Here is a 16379-nt window from a genome sequence, read left to right as displayed (position 1 = left end):
CATGTCCGGCCCCCGCCACCCCGCGCCGCCCACCTCCGCCGCACCGCCTCGCTGGTGGCAGACCGGAGCCGCGCGGGTCGTCGCGGTCGTCGCGGTGCCCCTGCTCGGGCTGGTGAACGACCGGCTCGGCGCCGTGATGCTCCTGGTCGCCCTGGTGCTGCTGTGGTGGCGCGGCCCCTGGCCGAAGGCGGGCCGGGTCGTGGCCACGGTCGTGGCGATGGCGCTCTTCGGGGCCGTGCTCCCGGAGCAGCCGCAGCCTGCCGCCGACCCCGTCCGGGCGTCAGGTCCGGCGGACGCCGAGCCGGCCGTCCGGCCGACGTCGTTCCCGGGCGCCTCGCGGACGACGCCCCCGGCCACGATGCCGGCCGTGCCCGACTTCACCGGCGACTCGCTGGACGTGGCCTTCCCCCGGTCACGGAGGAAGGGATTCACGGTCACCTATCACGACGCCTCGGACCAGCGGCGGGAGGTGACGGCGCGTTCGCTGTGGAAGGTGTGCTTCCAGGATGTGGGCGGCAGCCCGGAGGAGCCGACCGTCGACTTCGCCGTCGTCCGCCGCGCGGAACCGTGCCCCGCGAGCGAGGGCACGGGGGTGCCGTGGCCCGTGATGCCCGAGGTCGTCCGGACGACCTGGCGCACGGCCGTGCCGAAGGTGGTCGCCGCCGGCGTGCCCGAGAAGCGGCTGCGTGCCGAGGCCGCGTACCGCAACGACGTGCTGCCCGCGGAGGGCGAGTACGACGACTGGCGCGTCTGCCGGCAGGACCCGACGGAGGGCGAACCCGTCACGGACGAGGTCTGGACGGTGACCCTCTCGCTGTCCTCGCCCGGCAACGGGTGCCCCGCGCCCGACCGGGGCAGGGACGCCTCCCTGCCGGACCGCGACGACGATGGCGACCCGGACTACCTCGACCCGTACCCGGGCGACCGCGACCGCACCCGCCTCTTCCCGGACGGCCGCCCGAGCGACCTGGACGGCTCGGGCGGCTCCTCGGGCGGTTCGGGCGGGGGCGCCGGTGGCCTCTGCCGACACACCCGCTGGTGCTGACCAGGGGCCGCCGGCCGACGTTCCCGCGCCGGCCGGCGGCCCCGTGCCCCGTACGGACCAGCCTCAGACGACGGTGGTGAACCTGCCGTCCTCGCCCGCGTACAGAGTGGTCGTCTGCCGGCTGAACGGCGCCGTCGTCGAGCCCGTCGAGCGGTAGACGTACGTACCGCTCGGGCCGTAGGCGATCAGGTCGGGGCGGCCGTCGGCGGTGACGTCCCCGGCGCCGACGAGCAGGGTGAAGCCGTTCCACCCCGCGCCGATCCGGTCGCCGCGGTACTCCGCGTCCTGCTCCGCTCCCGCGGTCCCTCGCCCGCGCTCGTGGCGTCCGGCCGGCCGGCGCGGGTACTTTTCCCGTGACGCGGAACCGGCAGTTCGAAGACGTAGGGGAGCACGGCGTGGGCGCGTTCGGCGAGTACCAGAACGAGATCTACCTCAACGGGCTGGCCGGGGTCCTGCCGCGGTTCCCGATGGCGTTCGACGGCTGGGAGGAGCGGGCCCGCGCGGCGATGTCCCCGTCGGTGTGGTCGTACGTGGCGGGCGGCGCCGGGGACGAGCACACGCAGCGGGAGAACGTCGCCGCGTTCGCCCGGCACGGCGTGATACCCCGGATGTTCGTGGGGGCCGATGAGCGCGACCTGTCGGTCTCCCTGTTCGGGCTGACGCTGCCCTCGCCGCTGATGATGGCGCCGATCGGGGTCCTCGGCCTGTGCGCGCAGGACGGGCACGGCGACCTGGCCGCCGCGCGGGCCGCCGCGGCCACCGGAGTGCCGATGATCGCCTCGACGCTCTCGGCGGACCCGCTGGAGGAGGTCGCCGCGGAGTTCGGCTCGACCCCCGGGTTCTTCCAGCTCTACACCCCCACGGACCGGGACCTCGCCGCGAGCCTGGTGGAGCGCGCCGAGAAGGCCGGGTTCCGGGGCATCGTCGTCACGCTCGACACCTGGGTGACCGGGTGGCGCCCGAGGGACCTCTCGACGAGCAACTTCCCCCAGCTCAGGGGGGCCTGCCTGGCGAACTACACCAGCGACCCGGTCTTCCGCGCCGCCCTCGCCCAGCCGCCCGAGCAGAACGCCGGCGCGGCGGTCCTGCACTGGGCGGGCGTCTTCGGCAACCCGCTGACGTGGGACGACCTGCCCTGGCTGAGGTCGCTGACCTCGCTCCCGCTGATCGTGAAGGGCCTCTGTCACCCCGAGGACGTCCGCCGCGCCAAGGACGGGGGCGTGGACGGCGTCTACTGCTCCAACCACGGCGGTCGGCAGGCCAACGGCGGTCTGGCCGCGCTGGACGCGCTGCCGGAGGTCGTCGAGGCGGCCGACGGACTGCCCGTGATCTTCGACTCGGGGATACGGAGCGGTACGGACGTCGTCAAGGCGCTCGCCCTCGGCGCGACCGCGGTCGCCGTGGGACGCCCGTACGCCTACGGCCTCGCCCTCGGCGGCGTCGACGGGCTGGTGCACGTCCTGCGCTCCCTGCTCGCCGAGGCGGACCTGCTGATGGCGGTCGACGGGTACCCCACCCTCGCGGACCTGACCCCGCGGGCGCTGCGTCGCGTCGGGTGAGGTGACGGGTCCGTCCACGGGCGGGTGAATGACGTCGGCCCGCCCGCACAGGCGCCGCACGGCGAACTACCGTGCCGTTCATGAGCCCGGACGAGACGAACCCCGAGCACCAGTGGCCGCTTCCGCCCGCGTGGATGTGGGCCTGCGCGCGATGCGTCACCCTCTACCGGACGATGCGCCAGGTCGGCGAGGAGATCGCCGAACTGCGCCTGACCGGCGAGCGAGGCGTCGACTGGGACCCCTTCGACAGCACCCTCACGACCCAGATGGCCCTCGGCGAGCACCTGGCCGAACACCACGCCGACCTGCTGCCCGGCTGGGACTCCGACTGCTCCACCTGCGGTGACCATCAGAGCCGCATCGTCCGTGAGAAGGACCCCGACCACCGCCGGGCGACCGCGATCCGCTTCGGCAACGAGCACCTGGCCCGCCACATCTACGCACCGCCCGGCACGGTCGGCTTCCTCTGACGCCGACACGAAGAGGAACAGGCCCCAGCACGCGCGGCGGCGGACTCACGCGAGGGGCGGACGCGGGGTGAGGTGGTAGTCGAAGGCGAGGGTGCCGGGGTCCAGGGCGGTCGCGCCGCCGTCGACCGTGAGGACCGCTCCGTTGACGAACGAGGACGCCGGGGACAGCAGCCAGGCCACGGCCTCCGCGACCTCGCGGGGCTCGCCCGGCCGCCCCGCGGGCAGGACGCGGGTGGCCTCCTCGTAGGCCGCGTCGACACCGTCGAGACCCGTCTCGTCGGCGAACCGACTCATCCGGCGGTCGGCCATGTCCGTGCGCACCCAGCTCGGGCAGACGGTGTTGGCGCGCAGCCCGGCGTCGCCGTAGTCCACCGCGAGCGACCGGCAGAGCTGGAGGAGCGCCGCCTTGGAGGTCGCGTAGGCCGCGTTGCCCCTACCGTTGCGCAGCGCGGAGACCGAGGCGACGGCGACCACCGCGCCGCGCGCGTCGAGCAGGTGCGGGAGCGCGGCGCGCAGCAGCTGGAACGGGCCGGTGAGGTTCGTCCGCATGACCGCGTCCCAGTCGTCGGGCGTCACCTCGCCCACGCCGCCGCCCCGCCCGATCCCGGCGTTGAGGACCACCCCGTCCAGGCGGCCGTGCGCGCCGACCGCCGCCTCGACGAGGGCGCGTACGGCGTCGGGGTCGCCGATGTCGGACGGGACGGCCAGGGCCCCGGTCTCCTCCGCGACGAGCCGCAGCGGCTCGGGGCGGCGGCCGGATACCACCACATGGTGGCCCGCCTCGCTCAGCAGCCGGGCCGTCGCCGCGCCGATGCCCGTTCCGCCGCCGGTCACGAGGTACACACGCTGGTTCGCCATCGTCGTCGGGCCTCAGTCGTAGGTGTCGTAGGAGTGGTCGCCTGCTTTCTTGTCGATCATAGGGAAGGGGCGGGCGCGCGGTCCTGTGCTCAGGACTGCTGCTCCGGGGTGAGCACGCTCAGGACTGCTGCTCCGGGGCCAGCATGCTCAGGACTGCTGCTCCGGGGTGAGCACCACGAAGTCCGCGTTCGACGGGTCGAGGCAGACCGCCAGCCGACCGACCCCCTCGGCGTCGTCCGGGCCCATCTGCACGCTGCCGCCGTTCGCCGTCACCCGGGCGACCGCCGCGTCACAGTCCTCGACGTCGAAGACCGGGTGCCAGTACGGCCGGCCGTTCGTCAGGGTGAGCTGCTCCGCGGGCAGGGCCATGATGCCGCCCTGCATCCGGGTCTCGGGCAGACCGGCCGGGGTGACCAGGGAGTACGTACCGCCGCCGCCCGGCAGCTCCATGTCGCTGTACCACCAGCCGAAGACGTCGCTGTAGAACCGCTTCGCTGCCTCCGCGTCGCTCGTGTACAGCTCCGTCCAGGAGAGCGACCCCGGCGCGTCGACCAGCTCCACGCCGGTGTCCTTGCCCGGCTGCCAGACGGCGAACTGGCCGCCTTGCGGGTCGGTGTACTGCGCCATCCGGCCCCAGTCGCCGAGGTCCCGGGGGGCGACCCGGACCGTGCCGCCCGCCTGCTCGACCGCCCGGGTCGTGGCGTCGGCGTCCGGGACGCCGTAGTAGATCATCCAGGCCGGGCGCGCCCCCGATTCGGTGAGCTTGCCGAGCCCCGCGACGGTCTTGCCGTCCCTGCGGAACATCCCGCCTTCCATGCCCTCGTCCTCACCGCCTTCCATGGCCTCGTACTCCCAGCCCAGCACGGCGCCGTAGAAGGCCGCCGCGGCCGGGACGTCGGGCGCCCCGAGGTCGAGCCAGCAGGGGGTGCCGGGGGCGGCGTCGGTGATGATCATGAGCTTTCCCTTCGGAGGTCCTGTGACGCCAGCCTGGCACCGGGCCGTCCGTCGCGCATGACGGACGGTGGCCGGTGGTGGCAGGCGCGCCGAAGGGTGGACTCCGTACGCCCGCGGAACTCATCGCCGCTCGTCGGCCGCCGGTCTTGGGCGAAAGGCGGGTCGACCGGTCGGTTTTTTCGTGCCATCCGCCAGTACGGAGGCGCGACGGGGTCGGAGGAGACTCGCGGCACGACCACGATCCACTTGAAGGGGGCAGCACGTGAGCGTGCAGCAGTACGACGAGATCGGCGAGGCGTTCGAGGGGTTCAAGTCCCTGCCGCTGACGCGGTACGGGGAGGTGCCGAGCTTCCTCGGCCTGATCGGGGACGTGCGCGGCAGGTCGGTGCTCGACCTGGCGTGCGGCACCGGCTTCTACAGCAGGGAGGTCAAGCGGCGCGGCGCCGCGGACGTCCTCGGTGTCGACATCTCCGGCGAGATGATCGCCGCCGCCCGTGACATCGAGCGGCGCGACCCGCTGGGCGCTCGCTACGAGGTCGGGGACGTGGCCGAACTGCCGCTCCTCGACCGGCGCTTCGACATCGCGCTGGGCGTGCAGTGTCTCAACTACGCCGAGGACATCGCGACCATGGAGCGGATGTGCGCCGCCATTCACCGCAACCTGGTGCCGGGGGGCGAGTTCTTCGTGCTCGCCCAGAAGCCCGACTACGCGTTCGACTGCGCGTCCCTGGAGGCGTACGGGTTCCGCTGCGAGCCGGCCGGCGAGGAGACCGAGACGGGTCCCCGGGTGCGGGTCACCGCGCTGCTCGACCCGCAGCCGATCACCATCGTCGCCGGGGCCCCGCGCCGCGAGGTCTACGAGCGGTCTCTGCGGGCGGCCGGGTTCGGCGAGCTGGAATGGGTGCCGCTGCAGGTGTCCGAGGCGGGCATCCGCGAGTTCGGCGAGGACTTCTGGGCGGACTTCTTCGCGAGCCCGCCGCTGGAGATGCTGCGCTGCCGCGCCTGAGGGCGTCCACCCCGTAGGGGGTGACGGAAGGGCATGCTCCGGAACCCGTGGCCCGTGTCAGGAACCGTTCGCGGGCGTTGGCACTCATGATCCATGGGTTCCGGAGACGGCGCGCGCCGCGCCCGGGTCGGCCGGAACCCACGGCACACCGCTGGCCGTGTGCCGTGCCGAACGAGCCGAGGAATCCACGTGCCCCTGTCGCCGCAACGACGCCTTGCCCTCTGCACCACCCTGGTCGCCGCGCTCGCCGCCGGCCTCGCCCCCGCCACCAGCGCCGTCGCCGCCGCACCGGCCGCGGCCACCGCCACCGACCCCGTCGCCGCGGTCGGCGCCGCCACCCGCCCCGCCGCCGGCCGACTCCCCGACATGGAGGGCGTCGCAGGCGCGCTGAGCGCCGCCATGGCCAAGGGCGCACCGGGCGCCATGGCCCGCTACACCGGCCCCGGCGGCGTGAAGACGCGCGCCCTCGGCGTCCGTGACCGGGTCTCGGGCGCGCCCATGGACACCCAGGGGCGCTTCCGGATCGGCAGCGTCAGCAAGACCTTCTCCGCCGTCGTGCTGCTGCAGCTGGTGGACGAGGGCAAGGTGGAGCTCGACGCGCCGGTCAACCGCTACCTGCCCAAGCTGCTGCCGGACGACCGGATCACGGTGCGCCACCTGCTCACCCACCGAAGCGGTCTCGCCGACTACACCGACGCCATGTTCAACCGGACGGTGCCCGGTTTCGAGGCCGTACGGAACCGTGTCTTCAGCTACCAGGAGCTGGTGAACCTCTCCCTGAGCGAGCCCCGCACCACCGAGCCCGGGGTCGCGTACAAGTACTCGAACGCCAACTTCGTGGTCGTCGGGATGCTCATCGAGAAGGCCACGGGCCAGCCGGTGGCCGACGCGTACCAGCGCCGCATCTTCACGCCGCTGGGGCTGCGCAACACCTCCTACGTCCACCCCGACACCCGCATCGCCGGGCTTCAGGTGCGCGGCTACCTGCACCCCGACGAGGCCGGCGCACCGCTCGTGGACTCCACGGAACAGACCGTCTCCTGGGCGCAGTCGGCCGGCGCGGTCATCTCCAACCCGGAGGACCTCAACACCTTCACCAGCGCGCTGATGCAGGGCCGGCTGCTGTCGCCGCGGATGCTCGACGCGATGACGACGGTCACCCCGACCGACGCCACCAACACCCGGTTCTACGGCCTCGGCCTGCGCCGCTACGACCTCTCCTGCGGCACGCGGGTGTACGGCCACACCGGGACCGTGCAGGGCTTCTACACGTACACCTTCGCGACCCGGGACGGCCGTCGCAGCCTCGCCGCGATGGCGAACACCTCCAACCGGGGCGAGGCCAACACCGCGCTCGGCGGCACGCTGGAAGCAGCGTTCTGCGGCAAGCCCACCGCGCCGAAGCCGTCGTCCCGCGCGGCGCTCGACGCGTCGGCCCCCGCGGCGCTCCCGGCCGAGCAGGACCTCCGCGAGAACCGCTGATTTACGGTCGCCATCCCGTCGGGCAGCTGATCCAGGTCACCGCCCCGTCGGGCCGCTGGTCCACGGTCACCGACCCGTCGGGCCGCGCCGGTCCTGGGCCGCGCCGCCCGAGGGGGGCGGTCCCGGGCCGGCCGCGCGCGGGGCCGGTCAGAGCCACCCCGACCGCTGCGCCTGCAGGGCGAGTTGGAAGCGGTTCGCCGCGCCCAGCCGGGCCATCAGGATCTGGAGCCGCCGGAACAGCGTGCGGCGGCTGATCCCCAGCTCACGGGCGACGACCTCGTCGCTCGCGCCGCCCGCGAGGAGCCACAGCAGCCGCCGGTCGGCGGGCGGGAGGCCGCCCGGGCGGGTGGTACGGCCGTGGAACGGCAGGGCGCTCCGCCAGGTCTGCTCGAACAGCGCGACGAGCGCCGAGAGCAGTCCGCACGGCTGCACCACCAGCATCGAGTGGTGCACGTCCGCCTCCCTGCTCGGCAGCGACACCAGCGCGTACGCCTCGTCGATGATCACCAGCTTCACCGGCACCGACGGCAGCACCCGGGCCTGCTCGCCCGCCTCGACACACGGCTCGATGGCGTCCTTCAGATGCCCGGGGTGCTCCAGCGACTCCCGTGAGTAGACGACGCGCTGCGTCACCCGGCGCGCCAGGGTGGCCAGCGCGTCCTCCGTGGCGCCCGGCACGGGGAAGTAGGGAGGGGACTCGAACTGCCGGATCTGCTCGCGCGCGCTCGCCCAGGCCTGACGCATCCGGGGACCGACGGCATCGCCCGTGACGACCTCCACGAACCGGTCGTCGTAGGCGGCGAGGCGACGGCGACGGAACGCCTCGAAGGCGCCGCCGACCGCGAGCCGCGACTCCTCAAGTTCGGCCGCCCGGTGCCGGGCGAGGATCTCCAGACCGGCGGCCGGAGGTACCGGAGCCACCACGTCCGCACCCTTGTCCGCCGCACTGGCCAGACCGGCGTCGGCCAGCTCGCCGTAGGCCGCCGCGAGCTCGGCGCTGCCCAGGCCCGCGGCAGGACCGATCGCCTCCAGCGGAGCGGGCGCCCGTTCCAGGAGCGTCAGATAGACCCGGACGGCGGTCTCGCCGACCCCCAGAAGCCGCAGGGCCTCGCCGAGTTTCGCGTGCGTCATGCCACGCATTATCGACGGGTCACCGCGCCGGTTGGCCGATCTGTGCCAGTGGCACTCCCCGGCCCCGTGCGCACGCGCCGAGGGCTATCGTCCGGTGCCCTGGGAGCCGTCCGGGACCGGGAGGCGGCTCGGCGCACACGGACGAAGGGACATGACGTGGCCAAGGGGCGGAAGAACAGCCTGTACACGGGGATCTCCGAGGAACTCTCCGCGCTCATGCGCACCGGCTGGGCGGACACCGAACGGCACGACCTGGTCCTCGACGAGCAGGCCCCCTACGCGGCCCGCCGCCGCGCCGCGCTCTCCGCGCGCTTCCCCGGCGAACGCCTCGTGATCCCCTCGGGCAACCTCAAGGTCCGCTCGAACGACGACACCTACCCCTTCCGCCCGTACACCGGCTACGTCCACATGACCGGCGACCAGGCACGGGACGGCGCCCTGGTCCTCGAACCCCGGGCGGACGGCGGCCACGACGCCTACTGCTACCAGCTGCCCCGGGACGGCAGGGACGACGACGAGTTCTGGACGGGCGCCACGGCCGAGCTGTGGATGGGCCGACGCCGCTCCCTCGCGGAGTCCGCGCGCGTCCTCGGCCTGGCCTGCCGTGACGTCCGCACGGCGGCGCACGACCTGGCCGCGTCCGCCGCCTCCGCCGTGCCCACCCGGATCGTCCGGGGCGTGGACCCGGCCCTGGAGGCCGCCGTCTCCACCGACGAGGAGCGCGACGAGGAACTGGAGGAGGCGCTCAGCGACCTCCGGCTCGTCAAGGACGCGTGGGAGCTGGCCGAGATGCGCAAGGCCGTGGACTCCACCGTGCGCGGCTTCACCGACGCCATCGGCGAGCTGTCCCGCGCGGTCGCCACGTCCGAGCGCTGGATCGAGGGCACCTTCTTCCGCCGCGCCCGCCTGGAGGGCAACGCCGTCGGCTACGGCTCGATCTGCGCCGCCGGCGACCACGCCACGATCATGCACTGGATGGACAACGACGGCCCGGTACGTCCGGGGGAGCTGCTCCTCCTCGACGCCGGCGTGGAGACCCGCGCCCTCTACACCGCCGACGTCACGCGCACCCTGCCGATCAGCGGCACCTTCACGCCCGTGCAGCGCACGGTCTACGAGGCGGTGTACGAGGCCCAGGAGGCGGGAATGGCCGCCGTGAAGCCGGGCGCCGCGTACCGCGACTTCCACGAGGCGTGCCAGCGGTACCTCGCCGCCCGGCTCGTCGAGTGGGGCTTCATCGAGGGGCCCGCCGAGCGCGCGTACGAGCTCGGTCTCCAGCGCCGGTTCACGATGGCCGGGACCGGTCACATGCTGGGCCTGGACGTCCACGACTGCGCGCGGGCCCGGAACACGGAGTACGTCGACGGGGTGCTCGAACCCGGCATGGTGCTCACCGTCGAGCCGGGCCTCTACTTCCAGCCCGACGACCTCACGGTTCCCGAGGAGTGGCGCGGCATCGGTGTCCGGATCGAGGACGACCTGGTCGTCACCGCCGACGGCCACGAGAACCTGTCGGCGGACCTGCCGCGCTCGGCGGACGACGTCGAGGCGTGGATGGCCCGGGTCGCGGGCTGAGCCATGAGGGCGCAGAGGCGCTGGGGGCTCTGAGCCCCTGAGGCTCTGCGGCCCTGCCCCTGCGGTCCTGCGGCCCTGCCCCTGCGGTCCTGCGGCTCTGACCCTGCGGCCCTGAGACTCTGCGGCCCTGCGGCCCGGGGCCTTCGGGGCCGGGGCCGCAGTGGTTGTCCACAGGGGAGCCGGGCCGGGGTTGTCCACAGGTTGACCGGCCCCGGCACGGAGTGTCGGCCGTCGCGGCTAGGCTTCTGGAATGGCCCTTCCGCAAGCTTCCCCCACGACCACCTCCGACGCGTCGGAGGTACTGCACCGCGTCTTCGGCTACAGCTCCTTCCGCGGCGAGCAGCAGGAGATCGTCGAGCAGGTCGTCGGGGGCGGCGACGCCCTCGTCCTGATGCCGACCGGCGGCGGCAAGTCGCTCTGCTACCAGATCCCGGCGCTCGTCAGACAGGGCACGGGCGTGGTGATCTCGCCGCTGATCGCGCTCATGCAGGACCAGGTGGACGCGCTCACGGCCCTCGGCGTGCGGGCCGGATTCCTGAACTCGACGCAGGACCCGTACCAGCGGCAGACCGTCGAGCAGGCCTTCGTCGCCGGCGAGCTCGACCTGCTCTACCTGGCCCCCGAGCGGCTGCGCACGGAGGGGACGCAGCGACTGCTCGACCGGGGCACGGTGTCGCTCTTCGCGATCGACGAGGCGCACTGCGTCGCCCAGTGGGGCCACGACTTCCGGCCCGACTATCTCGCGCTGTCCATGCTGCACGAGCGCTGGCCGAAGGTGCCGAGGATCGCGCTGACGGCGACGGCCACCGAGGCCACCCACGCCGAGATCGCGGCCCGGCTCGGTCTCCAGGACGCCCGGCACTTCGTCGCCAGCTTCGACCGGCCGAACATCCAGTACCGCATCGCCCCGAAGAACAACCCGCTCAAGCAGGTCCTCGAACTGATCCGCACCGAGCACGACGGGGACGCCGGAGTCGTCTACTGCCTCTCGCGCTCCTCGGTGGAGAAGACCGCGGCCTTCCTGGCGGAGCAGGGCATCGACGCCCTGCCGTACCACGCCGGTCTCGACGCCCGGACGCGCGCGGCGAACCAGGCCCGCTTCCTGCGGGAGGACGGCGTCGTGATCGTGGCGACGATCGCGTTCGGCATGGGCATCGACAAGCCGGACGTGCGCTTCGTCGCCCACCTCGACCTGCCGAAGTCGGTCGAGGGGTACTACCAGGAGACCGGCCGGGCCGGGCGCGACGGGGAGCCGGCCACGGCCTGGCTGGCGTACGGACTGCAGGACGTGGTCCAGCAGCGCAAGCTCATCGAGGGTTCCGAGGGCGACGAGGCGCACCGCCGTTCCCTGGCCACGCACCTGGACGCCATGCTCGCGCTGTGCGAGACGGTCGACTGTCGCCGGGTGCGGCTGCTCGCCTACTTCGGGCAGCAGGGCGAACCCTGCGGCAACTGCGACACGTGTCTGACACCGGCGGAGTCCTGGGACGGCACGGTCCCGGCGCAGAAGCTGCTCTCCACGGTGTGGCGCCTCGCCAAGGAGCGGCGTCAGAAGTTCGGCGCCGGGCAGATCATCGACATCCTCCAGGGCAAGAAGACGGCCAAGGTCATCCAGTTCGACCACGACGGCCTGTCGGTGTTCGGCGTCGGGGCCGATCTGTCCACGGCCGAGTGGCGCGGGGTCGTGCGCCAGCTGCTGGCGCAGGGTCTCCTCGCTGTGGAGGGCGACTACGGCACGCTCGTCCTGACCGAGGCGAGCGGCGAGGTCCTCGGCGGCCGTCGCAGCGTCCCGCTGCGGAAGGAGAAGGCTCCCGCCGCAGGCTCTCGGAAGGAGTCCGGGTCGCGTGCGGCGAAGGGCGCCCGTGTGCCGGTGGACCTGCCGGCGGAGGCCGTGCCGGTCTTCGAGGCGCTGCGCGCCTGGCGGGCCGCGACGGCGCGCGAGCAGGGCGTCCCGGCGTACGTCGTCTTCCACGACGCGACACTGCGGGAGATCGCGACCCGGTTCCCCACGACGCAAGCGGAGTTGGGCACCGTCGGCGGAGTGGGCGAGGCCAAGCTCACCAAGTACGCCCAGGGCGTCCTGGACACCCTGGCCGAATGCCGCGCCCCGGGCGCGTCGTCCGGCGAAGAGGCCTCCGCCGATGGGCCGCCCACCGGAGGGGCGCCGGCCGAAGGGGCGCCGGCCGAAGGGGCGTCCGCCGCGGCTGCGTCCGCCCCGCGGTCGTCCGCCGCACGGGCGTCCGCCCCGGAGCCGGGCTCCTCGGCGGTGTTCGACGACGAGCCGCCCCTCGACCCGGAGGACGAGGCGGAGCCGCCCTACGACGACTGGCAGTGAGCCGGGCGCGAGGGGAAGAAAGAGGCCGGCGCCCCCAGGACCGTCTGGGGGCGCCGGAGTTCGGGAGGGTCAGGGGCGGCTGGTGAGGTAGCCGCCCATGGAGGTGAAGTACTCCGACGCGGGCAGCTCCGTGCCGTCCTCGGTCCGTACGCGCGTGATGGCGAGGCCGTGGTTGCGGCCGGTACGCGCGTCGGCGCCGGCGACGATCACGACGCCCTCGCCCTCGCGGTAGAAGATCCGGCCGGGCGTACCGCCGTAGCGGCCCTCGGAGACCACGGCCGAGACGATTTCGAGGCGCTTGCCCTTGTGGAAGGTGAACGCGGACGGGTACGGGGCGGACTGGGCGCGGACCAGGCGCCCGAGGACCTCGGCGGGCCAGTCCCAGTTGATCCGGATGTCCTCTTCGGCGCGCTTGTGGAAGAAGCTGGCCTGGGACCGGTCCTGCTTGGTGAACTCGGTCTGCCCGGAGGCGATCAGGTCCAGCGCGCCGACCGTGACCGGGGCGATGAGGTCGACCGTCTTGTGGAAGAGGTCGGTGGCGGTGTCCGTGGGACCCACGGCGACCGCGCGCTGGTCGACGATGTCGCCCGCGTCGAGCACCTCGTCCATCATGTGCGCCGTGACGCCGACTTCCGGCTCGCCGTTGATCATCGCCCAGATGATGGGGGAGAAGCCCGCGTACTTGGGCAGCAGGGAGTCGTGGATGTTCAGCGTGCCGTGCCGGGGCAGGGTGTAGATCCGCGGCGGGATCCAGGTGCGCCAGTTGTTGGCGACGATGATGTCCGGGTCGGCGTCCTTGAGCCGCTCGAACAGCTCCTCGTCGTCGGGCCGGTTGCGGATGACGACCGGAACGCCGTGCTCCTCGGCGAGATCGGCGACCGAGTCGCTCCAGATCTTCTCGTAGGCGTGCTCGCTCTTGGGGTGTGTCACGACCATCACGACGTCGTGCTCGGAGTCCAGGAGAGCTTGCAGGGTGCGGTGCCCCCAGGTCTGGTAACCGAACATGACGACCCGCATAGGGGTTCCTCCTCAGAAGAGCGAATGAACGCCGCCAAGTAAAGCAAGCCTTACCTAATGATGCAACGGGCCCACATTCTGGGCCCGTTCAGCGCCGTGATCGGCCGCTTGTCCGTTTTGCCCAGTCGACAGGGGGAGTCAGGTCAGGTTAGCTTTACCTAAGTTCGGCTGGCCGGTCACCGCGGCGAGGTCGGCGTCTCGTACTTTTCGTCCCCGCCTCACCGGCGCTGTCCCGCACGATGGGAGTGACATGTCACAGGTTCTTCCTGGCGACACCCCTCTGGTTCATGACCTCATAGGTATCGGCTTCGGGCCGTCCAACGTGGCCATGGCGATCGCGCTCAGCGAGCACAACGCTCGCGTCGGGAGGCAGGAGGCGGTCACTGCTCACTTCTTCGAGCGCCAGGCGAGCTTCGGCTGGCACCGCGGCATGCTCATCGACGACGCCACGATGCAAGTGTCCTTCCTCAAGGACCTGGTGACGCTCCGTAACCCGTCGAGCGAGTACACCTTCCTGCGCTATCTGCAGAGCAAGGGCCGGCTGGTCGACTTCGTCAACCACAAGAACCTCTTCCCGCTCCGCGTCGAGTTCCACGACTACTTCGAGTGGGCCGCGGCCAAGGTCGACGACATGGTCTCCTACGGCCACGAGGTCATCTCCGTCGAGCCCGTGCTGCGCGACGGAGTGGTGGAGTACCTCGACGTCACCGCCCGGTCGGGCGCCGAGACGGTGGTCCACCGGGCCCGTAACCTCGTCGTCGGCACGGGACTTCGCCCCGTGATGCCGGAGGGCGTCGAGCGCTCCGAGCGCGTCTGGCACAACTCCGACCTGCTCGCCAAGGTCGACAGCCTCGACGGCACCGACCCGAAGCGGTTCATCGTGGTCGGCGCCGGCCAGAGCGCCGCCGAGAACGTGGCCTACCTGCACCGCCGCTTCCCCCAGGCCGAGGTCTGCGCCGTCTTCTCCCGCTACGGCTACAGCCCGGCGGACGACAGCAGCTTCGCCAACCGCATCTTCGACCCCGCCGCCGTCGACGAGTACTACACGGCTCCCGACGACATCAAGCGCCGACTGATGGACTACCACGGGAACACCAACTACTCCGTGGTGGACATCGACCTGATCGACGACCTGTACCGGCAGGCGTACCAGGAGAAGGTGCTCGGCACCGAGCGGCTGCGCTTCCTCAACATCTCGCGCCTGACCGCCGTCGAGGAGGCCGGGGACACCGTCCGCGCCACCGTCACCTCCCTGGTCACCGGCGAGGAGAACGTGGTCGACGCCGACGTGGTCGTCCTCGCCACCGGCTACAGCCAGGCGGACCCCATCGGCCTCCTCGGCGACGTCGCGAAGAGCTGCCACCTCGACGCGCAGGGCCGGGTCCGCGTCGAGCGCGACTACCGCATCGCCACCGACCCCGAACTGCGCTGCGGCATCTACCTGCAGGGCGGCACGGAGCACACCCACGGCATCACGTCGTCGCTGCTCTCCAACACCGCGATCCGCGTCGGCGAGATCCTCGACTCGATCGTCGACCGCGGTGCCGCGCCCGCCCCGGGCGTGCCCCGCCAGGTCGCCGACGGCATCGGCTCGGTCCGCTGACCCGCAGCGGCCGCTGACGTCGGGCCACCCGGCCCGGCGGCCCCGCCCGGTCCACGCGGCCCGTCCGGCCGGTCCGACCCGCGCGGCGACTCCGGCCCGCCCGGTCCCGCCGGCGTCCGATGCGGTCCGCCGAAGGAACCCTTCTCCCCGAGGGCCTTCCCCCCCAAGCCCCCACTCGCCCCGCCCGCCGTCCGCGTCGTCGTACGCGGCGGGCGCGGCACGCACCGTGTCATCCCCGTGAAAGGAACATCCGTGTCCACTGGTACACGCCCCGCTCTGGCGCGTCTCGTCAGATTCGCCCCCCGGGTGGCCGTCGCCACCGTCGCCGCGCTCGCTCTCTCCGCCTGTGGGGGCGGCAGCGACAAGACGGAGTCCAAGCCCTCGGGCGAGGCGACGGCCTCCAAGTCCGCCGCCTTCCCCGTGACGGTGGACCACAAGTACGGCAGCACGACGATCGACGCGGAGCCGAAGAAGATCGTCACCCTGGGCCTGTCGGACCAGGACGCGGTCCTGGCCCTCGGGATCAAGCCGGTCGGCGCGGTGGACTGGTTCAAGGAGACGCCGTACGGCAAGTGGCCGTGGACGAAGGACAAGTGGGGCTCCACGAAGCCGCAGATCGTCGGCGAGCGTGACGAGTACAACATCGAGAAGATCGCGGCCCTCAAGCCCGACCTGGTGATCGCCCAGTACTCGGGCATGAAGAAGGAGCAGTACGACACGCTCTCGAAGTTCACCAAGGTCGTCGCGCAGCCCAAGGACCTCCCGGACTACGGAGCCTCCTGGCAGGTCATGACGCGGCAGATCGGCAAGTCCCTCGGCAAGACCGCCGAGACCGAGAAGCTGATCACCGACATCGACGCCCGTTTCAAGGCCGTCCGTGACAAGCACCCCGAGTTCGCCACGAAGACCATCGCCGTCGCCGACTCCTTCGAAGCCGGCAAGTACTCGGCCTTCACCAAGACCGACCCGAAGGCGATCTTCTTCAACGAGCTCGGCTTCAAGCTGAAGCCCGAGATCGACACCCTGGCCAAGCCGGGCTGGAACGTCGCCGAGCTCAGCGCCGAGAAGCTGAACGTGCTCGACGTCGACCGTCTCGTCTGGGTCACCTCCAGCACCGAGGCCAACGAGCGCATCAAGGCCGAGCCGCTGTACAAGAAGCTCAAGGTCAACCAGGAGAAGCGCGACCTGTTCGTGCCGTACCAGAACCCGGACATCGGCGCGGCCTTCTCCTTCAACACCGTCCTGTCGATCCCGTACGCGATCGACGAGGTCGAGCCGCTGATCTCGGCCATCAAGTAAGCGCCCGTCCCCGGGCACAGCGCTTCAGGCATCGCGCCCCACGGC

The 16379-nt window shown here is 72.3% G+C and carries 13 protein-coding genes; 9 read left to right on the top strand and 4 right to left on the bottom strand.

Going from position 1 to position 16379, the window contains the following annotated elements:
- Position 1 precedes the first annotated feature (1 nt).
- The 3 genes from ACIPPS_RS13760 to ACIPPS_RS13750 all read left to right on the top strand — a co-directional run bounded on the left by ACIPPS_RS13760 (position 2) and on the right by ACIPPS_RS13750 (position 3074).
- Positions 2 to 1045 (top strand): hypothetical protein, encoded by a 1044-nt coding sequence (locus ACIPPS_RS13760; protein ID WP_401430620.1) that lies wholly within the window; start codon positions 2 to 4, stop codon positions 1043 to 1045.
- A gap of 395 nt (positions 1046 to 1440) precedes the next feature.
- Positions 1441 to 2604 carry an alpha-hydroxy-acid oxidizing protein gene (locus tag ACIPPS_RS13755; protein WP_401430618.1) on the top strand — a complete coding sequence of 388 codons (1164 nt, stop codon included), beginning with the start codon at positions 1441 to 1443 and terminating at the stop codon, positions 2602 to 2604.
- 80 nt (positions 2605 to 2684) lie between these two features.
- Positions 2685 to 3074: a hypothetical protein gene (locus ACIPPS_RS13750; protein WP_401430616.1), complete on the top strand. Its 390-nt coding sequence runs from the start codon at positions 2685 to 2687 to the stop codon at positions 3072 to 3074.
- Positions 3075 to 3119: 45 nt separating this feature from the next.
- On the opposite strand, the gene ACIPPS_RS13745 is transcribed toward ACIPPS_RS13750, so the two are convergent.
- Both ACIPPS_RS13745 and ACIPPS_RS13740 read right to left on the bottom strand, forming a co-directional pair.
- Complete coding sequence (locus ACIPPS_RS13745; protein ID WP_401430614.1) at positions 3120 to 3932, bottom strand: SDR family NAD(P)-dependent oxidoreductase; 813 nt, start codon at positions 3930 to 3932, stop codon at positions 3120 to 3122.
- A gap of 147 nt (positions 3933 to 4079) precedes the next feature.
- Positions 4080 to 4886, bottom strand: a complete 807-nt coding sequence (locus tag ACIPPS_RS13740) for a VOC family protein (protein ID WP_401430612.1) — start codon at positions 4884 to 4886, stop codon at positions 4080 to 4082.
- Positions 4887 to 5148: 262 nt separating this feature from the next.
- Here ACIPPS_RS13740 and ACIPPS_RS13735 point away from each other — a divergent pair, with 262 nt between their 5' ends.
- Positions 5149 to 5892: a class I SAM-dependent methyltransferase gene (locus tag ACIPPS_RS13735; protein WP_401430610.1), complete on the top strand. Its 744-nt coding sequence runs from the start codon at positions 5149 to 5151 to the stop codon at positions 5890 to 5892.
- A gap of 189 nt (positions 5893 to 6081) precedes the next feature.
- The gene (locus tag ACIPPS_RS13730) at positions 6082 to 7374 is read left to right on the top strand and encodes a serine hydrolase domain-containing protein (protein ID WP_401430608.1); all 1293 of its coding nucleotides are present in this window, start codon (positions 6082 to 6084) and stop codon (positions 7372 to 7374) included.
- A gap of 147 nt (positions 7375 to 7521) precedes the next feature.
- Here the strand turns inward: ACIPPS_RS13730 and ACIPPS_RS13725 are convergent, their stop codons facing one another.
- Complete coding sequence (locus ACIPPS_RS13725; RefSeq protein ID WP_401430606.1) at positions 7522 to 8505, bottom strand: LuxR family transcriptional regulator; 984 nt, start codon at positions 8503 to 8505, stop codon at positions 7522 to 7524.
- 156 nt (positions 8506 to 8661) lie between these two features.
- Here ACIPPS_RS13725 and ACIPPS_RS13720 point away from each other — a divergent pair, with 156 nt between their 5' ends.
- Together ACIPPS_RS13720 and recQ are read left to right on the top strand one after the other, a co-directional pair.
- Positions 8662 to 10080, top strand: coding sequence for an aminopeptidase P family protein (locus ACIPPS_RS13720; RefSeq protein ID WP_401430604.1), 1419 nt, complete (start codon positions 8662 to 8664; stop codon positions 10078 to 10080).
- Between the two features lie 250 nt (positions 10081 to 10330).
- Positions 10331 to 12415: a DNA helicase RecQ gene (gene recQ, locus ACIPPS_RS13715; protein WP_401430602.1), complete on the top strand. Its 2085-nt coding sequence runs from the start codon at positions 10331 to 10333 to the stop codon at positions 12413 to 12415.
- Positions 12416 to 12484: 69 nt separating this feature from the next.
- Here recQ and ACIPPS_RS13710 read toward each other — a convergent pair whose 3' ends face one another.
- Positions 12485 to 13432, bottom strand: coding sequence for a methionyl-tRNA formyltransferase (locus ACIPPS_RS13710; protein WP_401430600.1), 948 nt, complete (start codon positions 13430 to 13432; stop codon positions 12485 to 12487).
- 250 nt (positions 13433 to 13682) lie between these two features.
- On the opposite strand from ACIPPS_RS13710, the gene ACIPPS_RS13705 reads away from it, so the two are divergent.
- Both ACIPPS_RS13705 and ACIPPS_RS13700 read left to right on the top strand, forming a co-directional pair.
- On the top strand, positions 13683 to 15035 hold the full coding sequence (locus tag ACIPPS_RS13705) for a lysine N(6)-hydroxylase/L-ornithine N(5)-oxygenase family protein (RefSeq protein ID WP_401430598.1): 1353 nt from the start codon (positions 13683 to 13685) through the stop codon (positions 15033 to 15035).
- A 252-nt stretch (positions 15036 to 15287) separates the two neighbouring features.
- Complete coding sequence (locus ACIPPS_RS13700; protein ID WP_401430596.1) at positions 15288 to 16334, top strand: iron-siderophore ABC transporter substrate-binding protein; 1047 nt, start codon at positions 15288 to 15290, stop codon at positions 16332 to 16334.
- Positions 16335 to 16379: the final 45 nt, after the last annotated feature.

It is taken from the genome of Streptomyces sp. NPDC090127 (genome assembly GCF_044746945.1).
Classification (GTDB): domain Bacteria; phylum Actinomycetota; class Actinomycetes; order Streptomycetales; family Streptomycetaceae; genus Streptomyces.
Note: the sequence above shows the minus strand (reverse complement) of the source record. Positions and strands in the feature narration are given on the sequence as shown.

Bases quoted from the DNA above. Each gene is read 5' to 3' on its own strand.
- ACIPPS_RS13760 (WP_401430620.1), top strand. From the start codon at position 2: ATGTCCGGCCCCCGCCACCCCGCGCCGCCCACCTCCGCCGCACCGCCT.
- ACIPPS_RS13750 (WP_401430616.1), top strand. From the start codon at position 2,685: ATGAGCCCGGACGAGACGAACCCCGAGCACCAGTGGCCGCTTCCGCCC.
- ACIPPS_RS13745 (WP_401430614.1), bottom strand. From the start codon at position 3,932: ATGGCGAACCAGCGTGTGTACCTCGTGACCGGCGGCGGAACGGGCATC.
- ACIPPS_RS13740 (WP_401430612.1), bottom strand. From the start codon at position 4,886: ATGATCATCACCGACGCCGCCCCCGGCACCCCCTGCTGGCTCGACCTC.
- ACIPPS_RS13725 (WP_401430606.1), bottom strand. From the start codon at position 8,505: ATGACGCACGCGAAACTCGGCGAGGCCCTGCGGCTTCTGGGGGTCGGC.
- recQ (WP_401430602.1), top strand. From the start codon at position 10,331: ATGGCCCTTCCGCAAGCTTCCCCCACGACCACCTCCGACGCGTCGGAG.
- ACIPPS_RS13710 (WP_401430600.1), bottom strand. From the start codon at position 13,432: ATGCGGGTCGTCATGTTCGGTTACCAGACCTGGGGGCACCGCACCCTG.
- ACIPPS_RS13705 (WP_401430598.1), top strand. From the start codon at position 13,683: ATGTCACAGGTTCTTCCTGGCGACACCCCTCTGGTTCATGACCTCATA.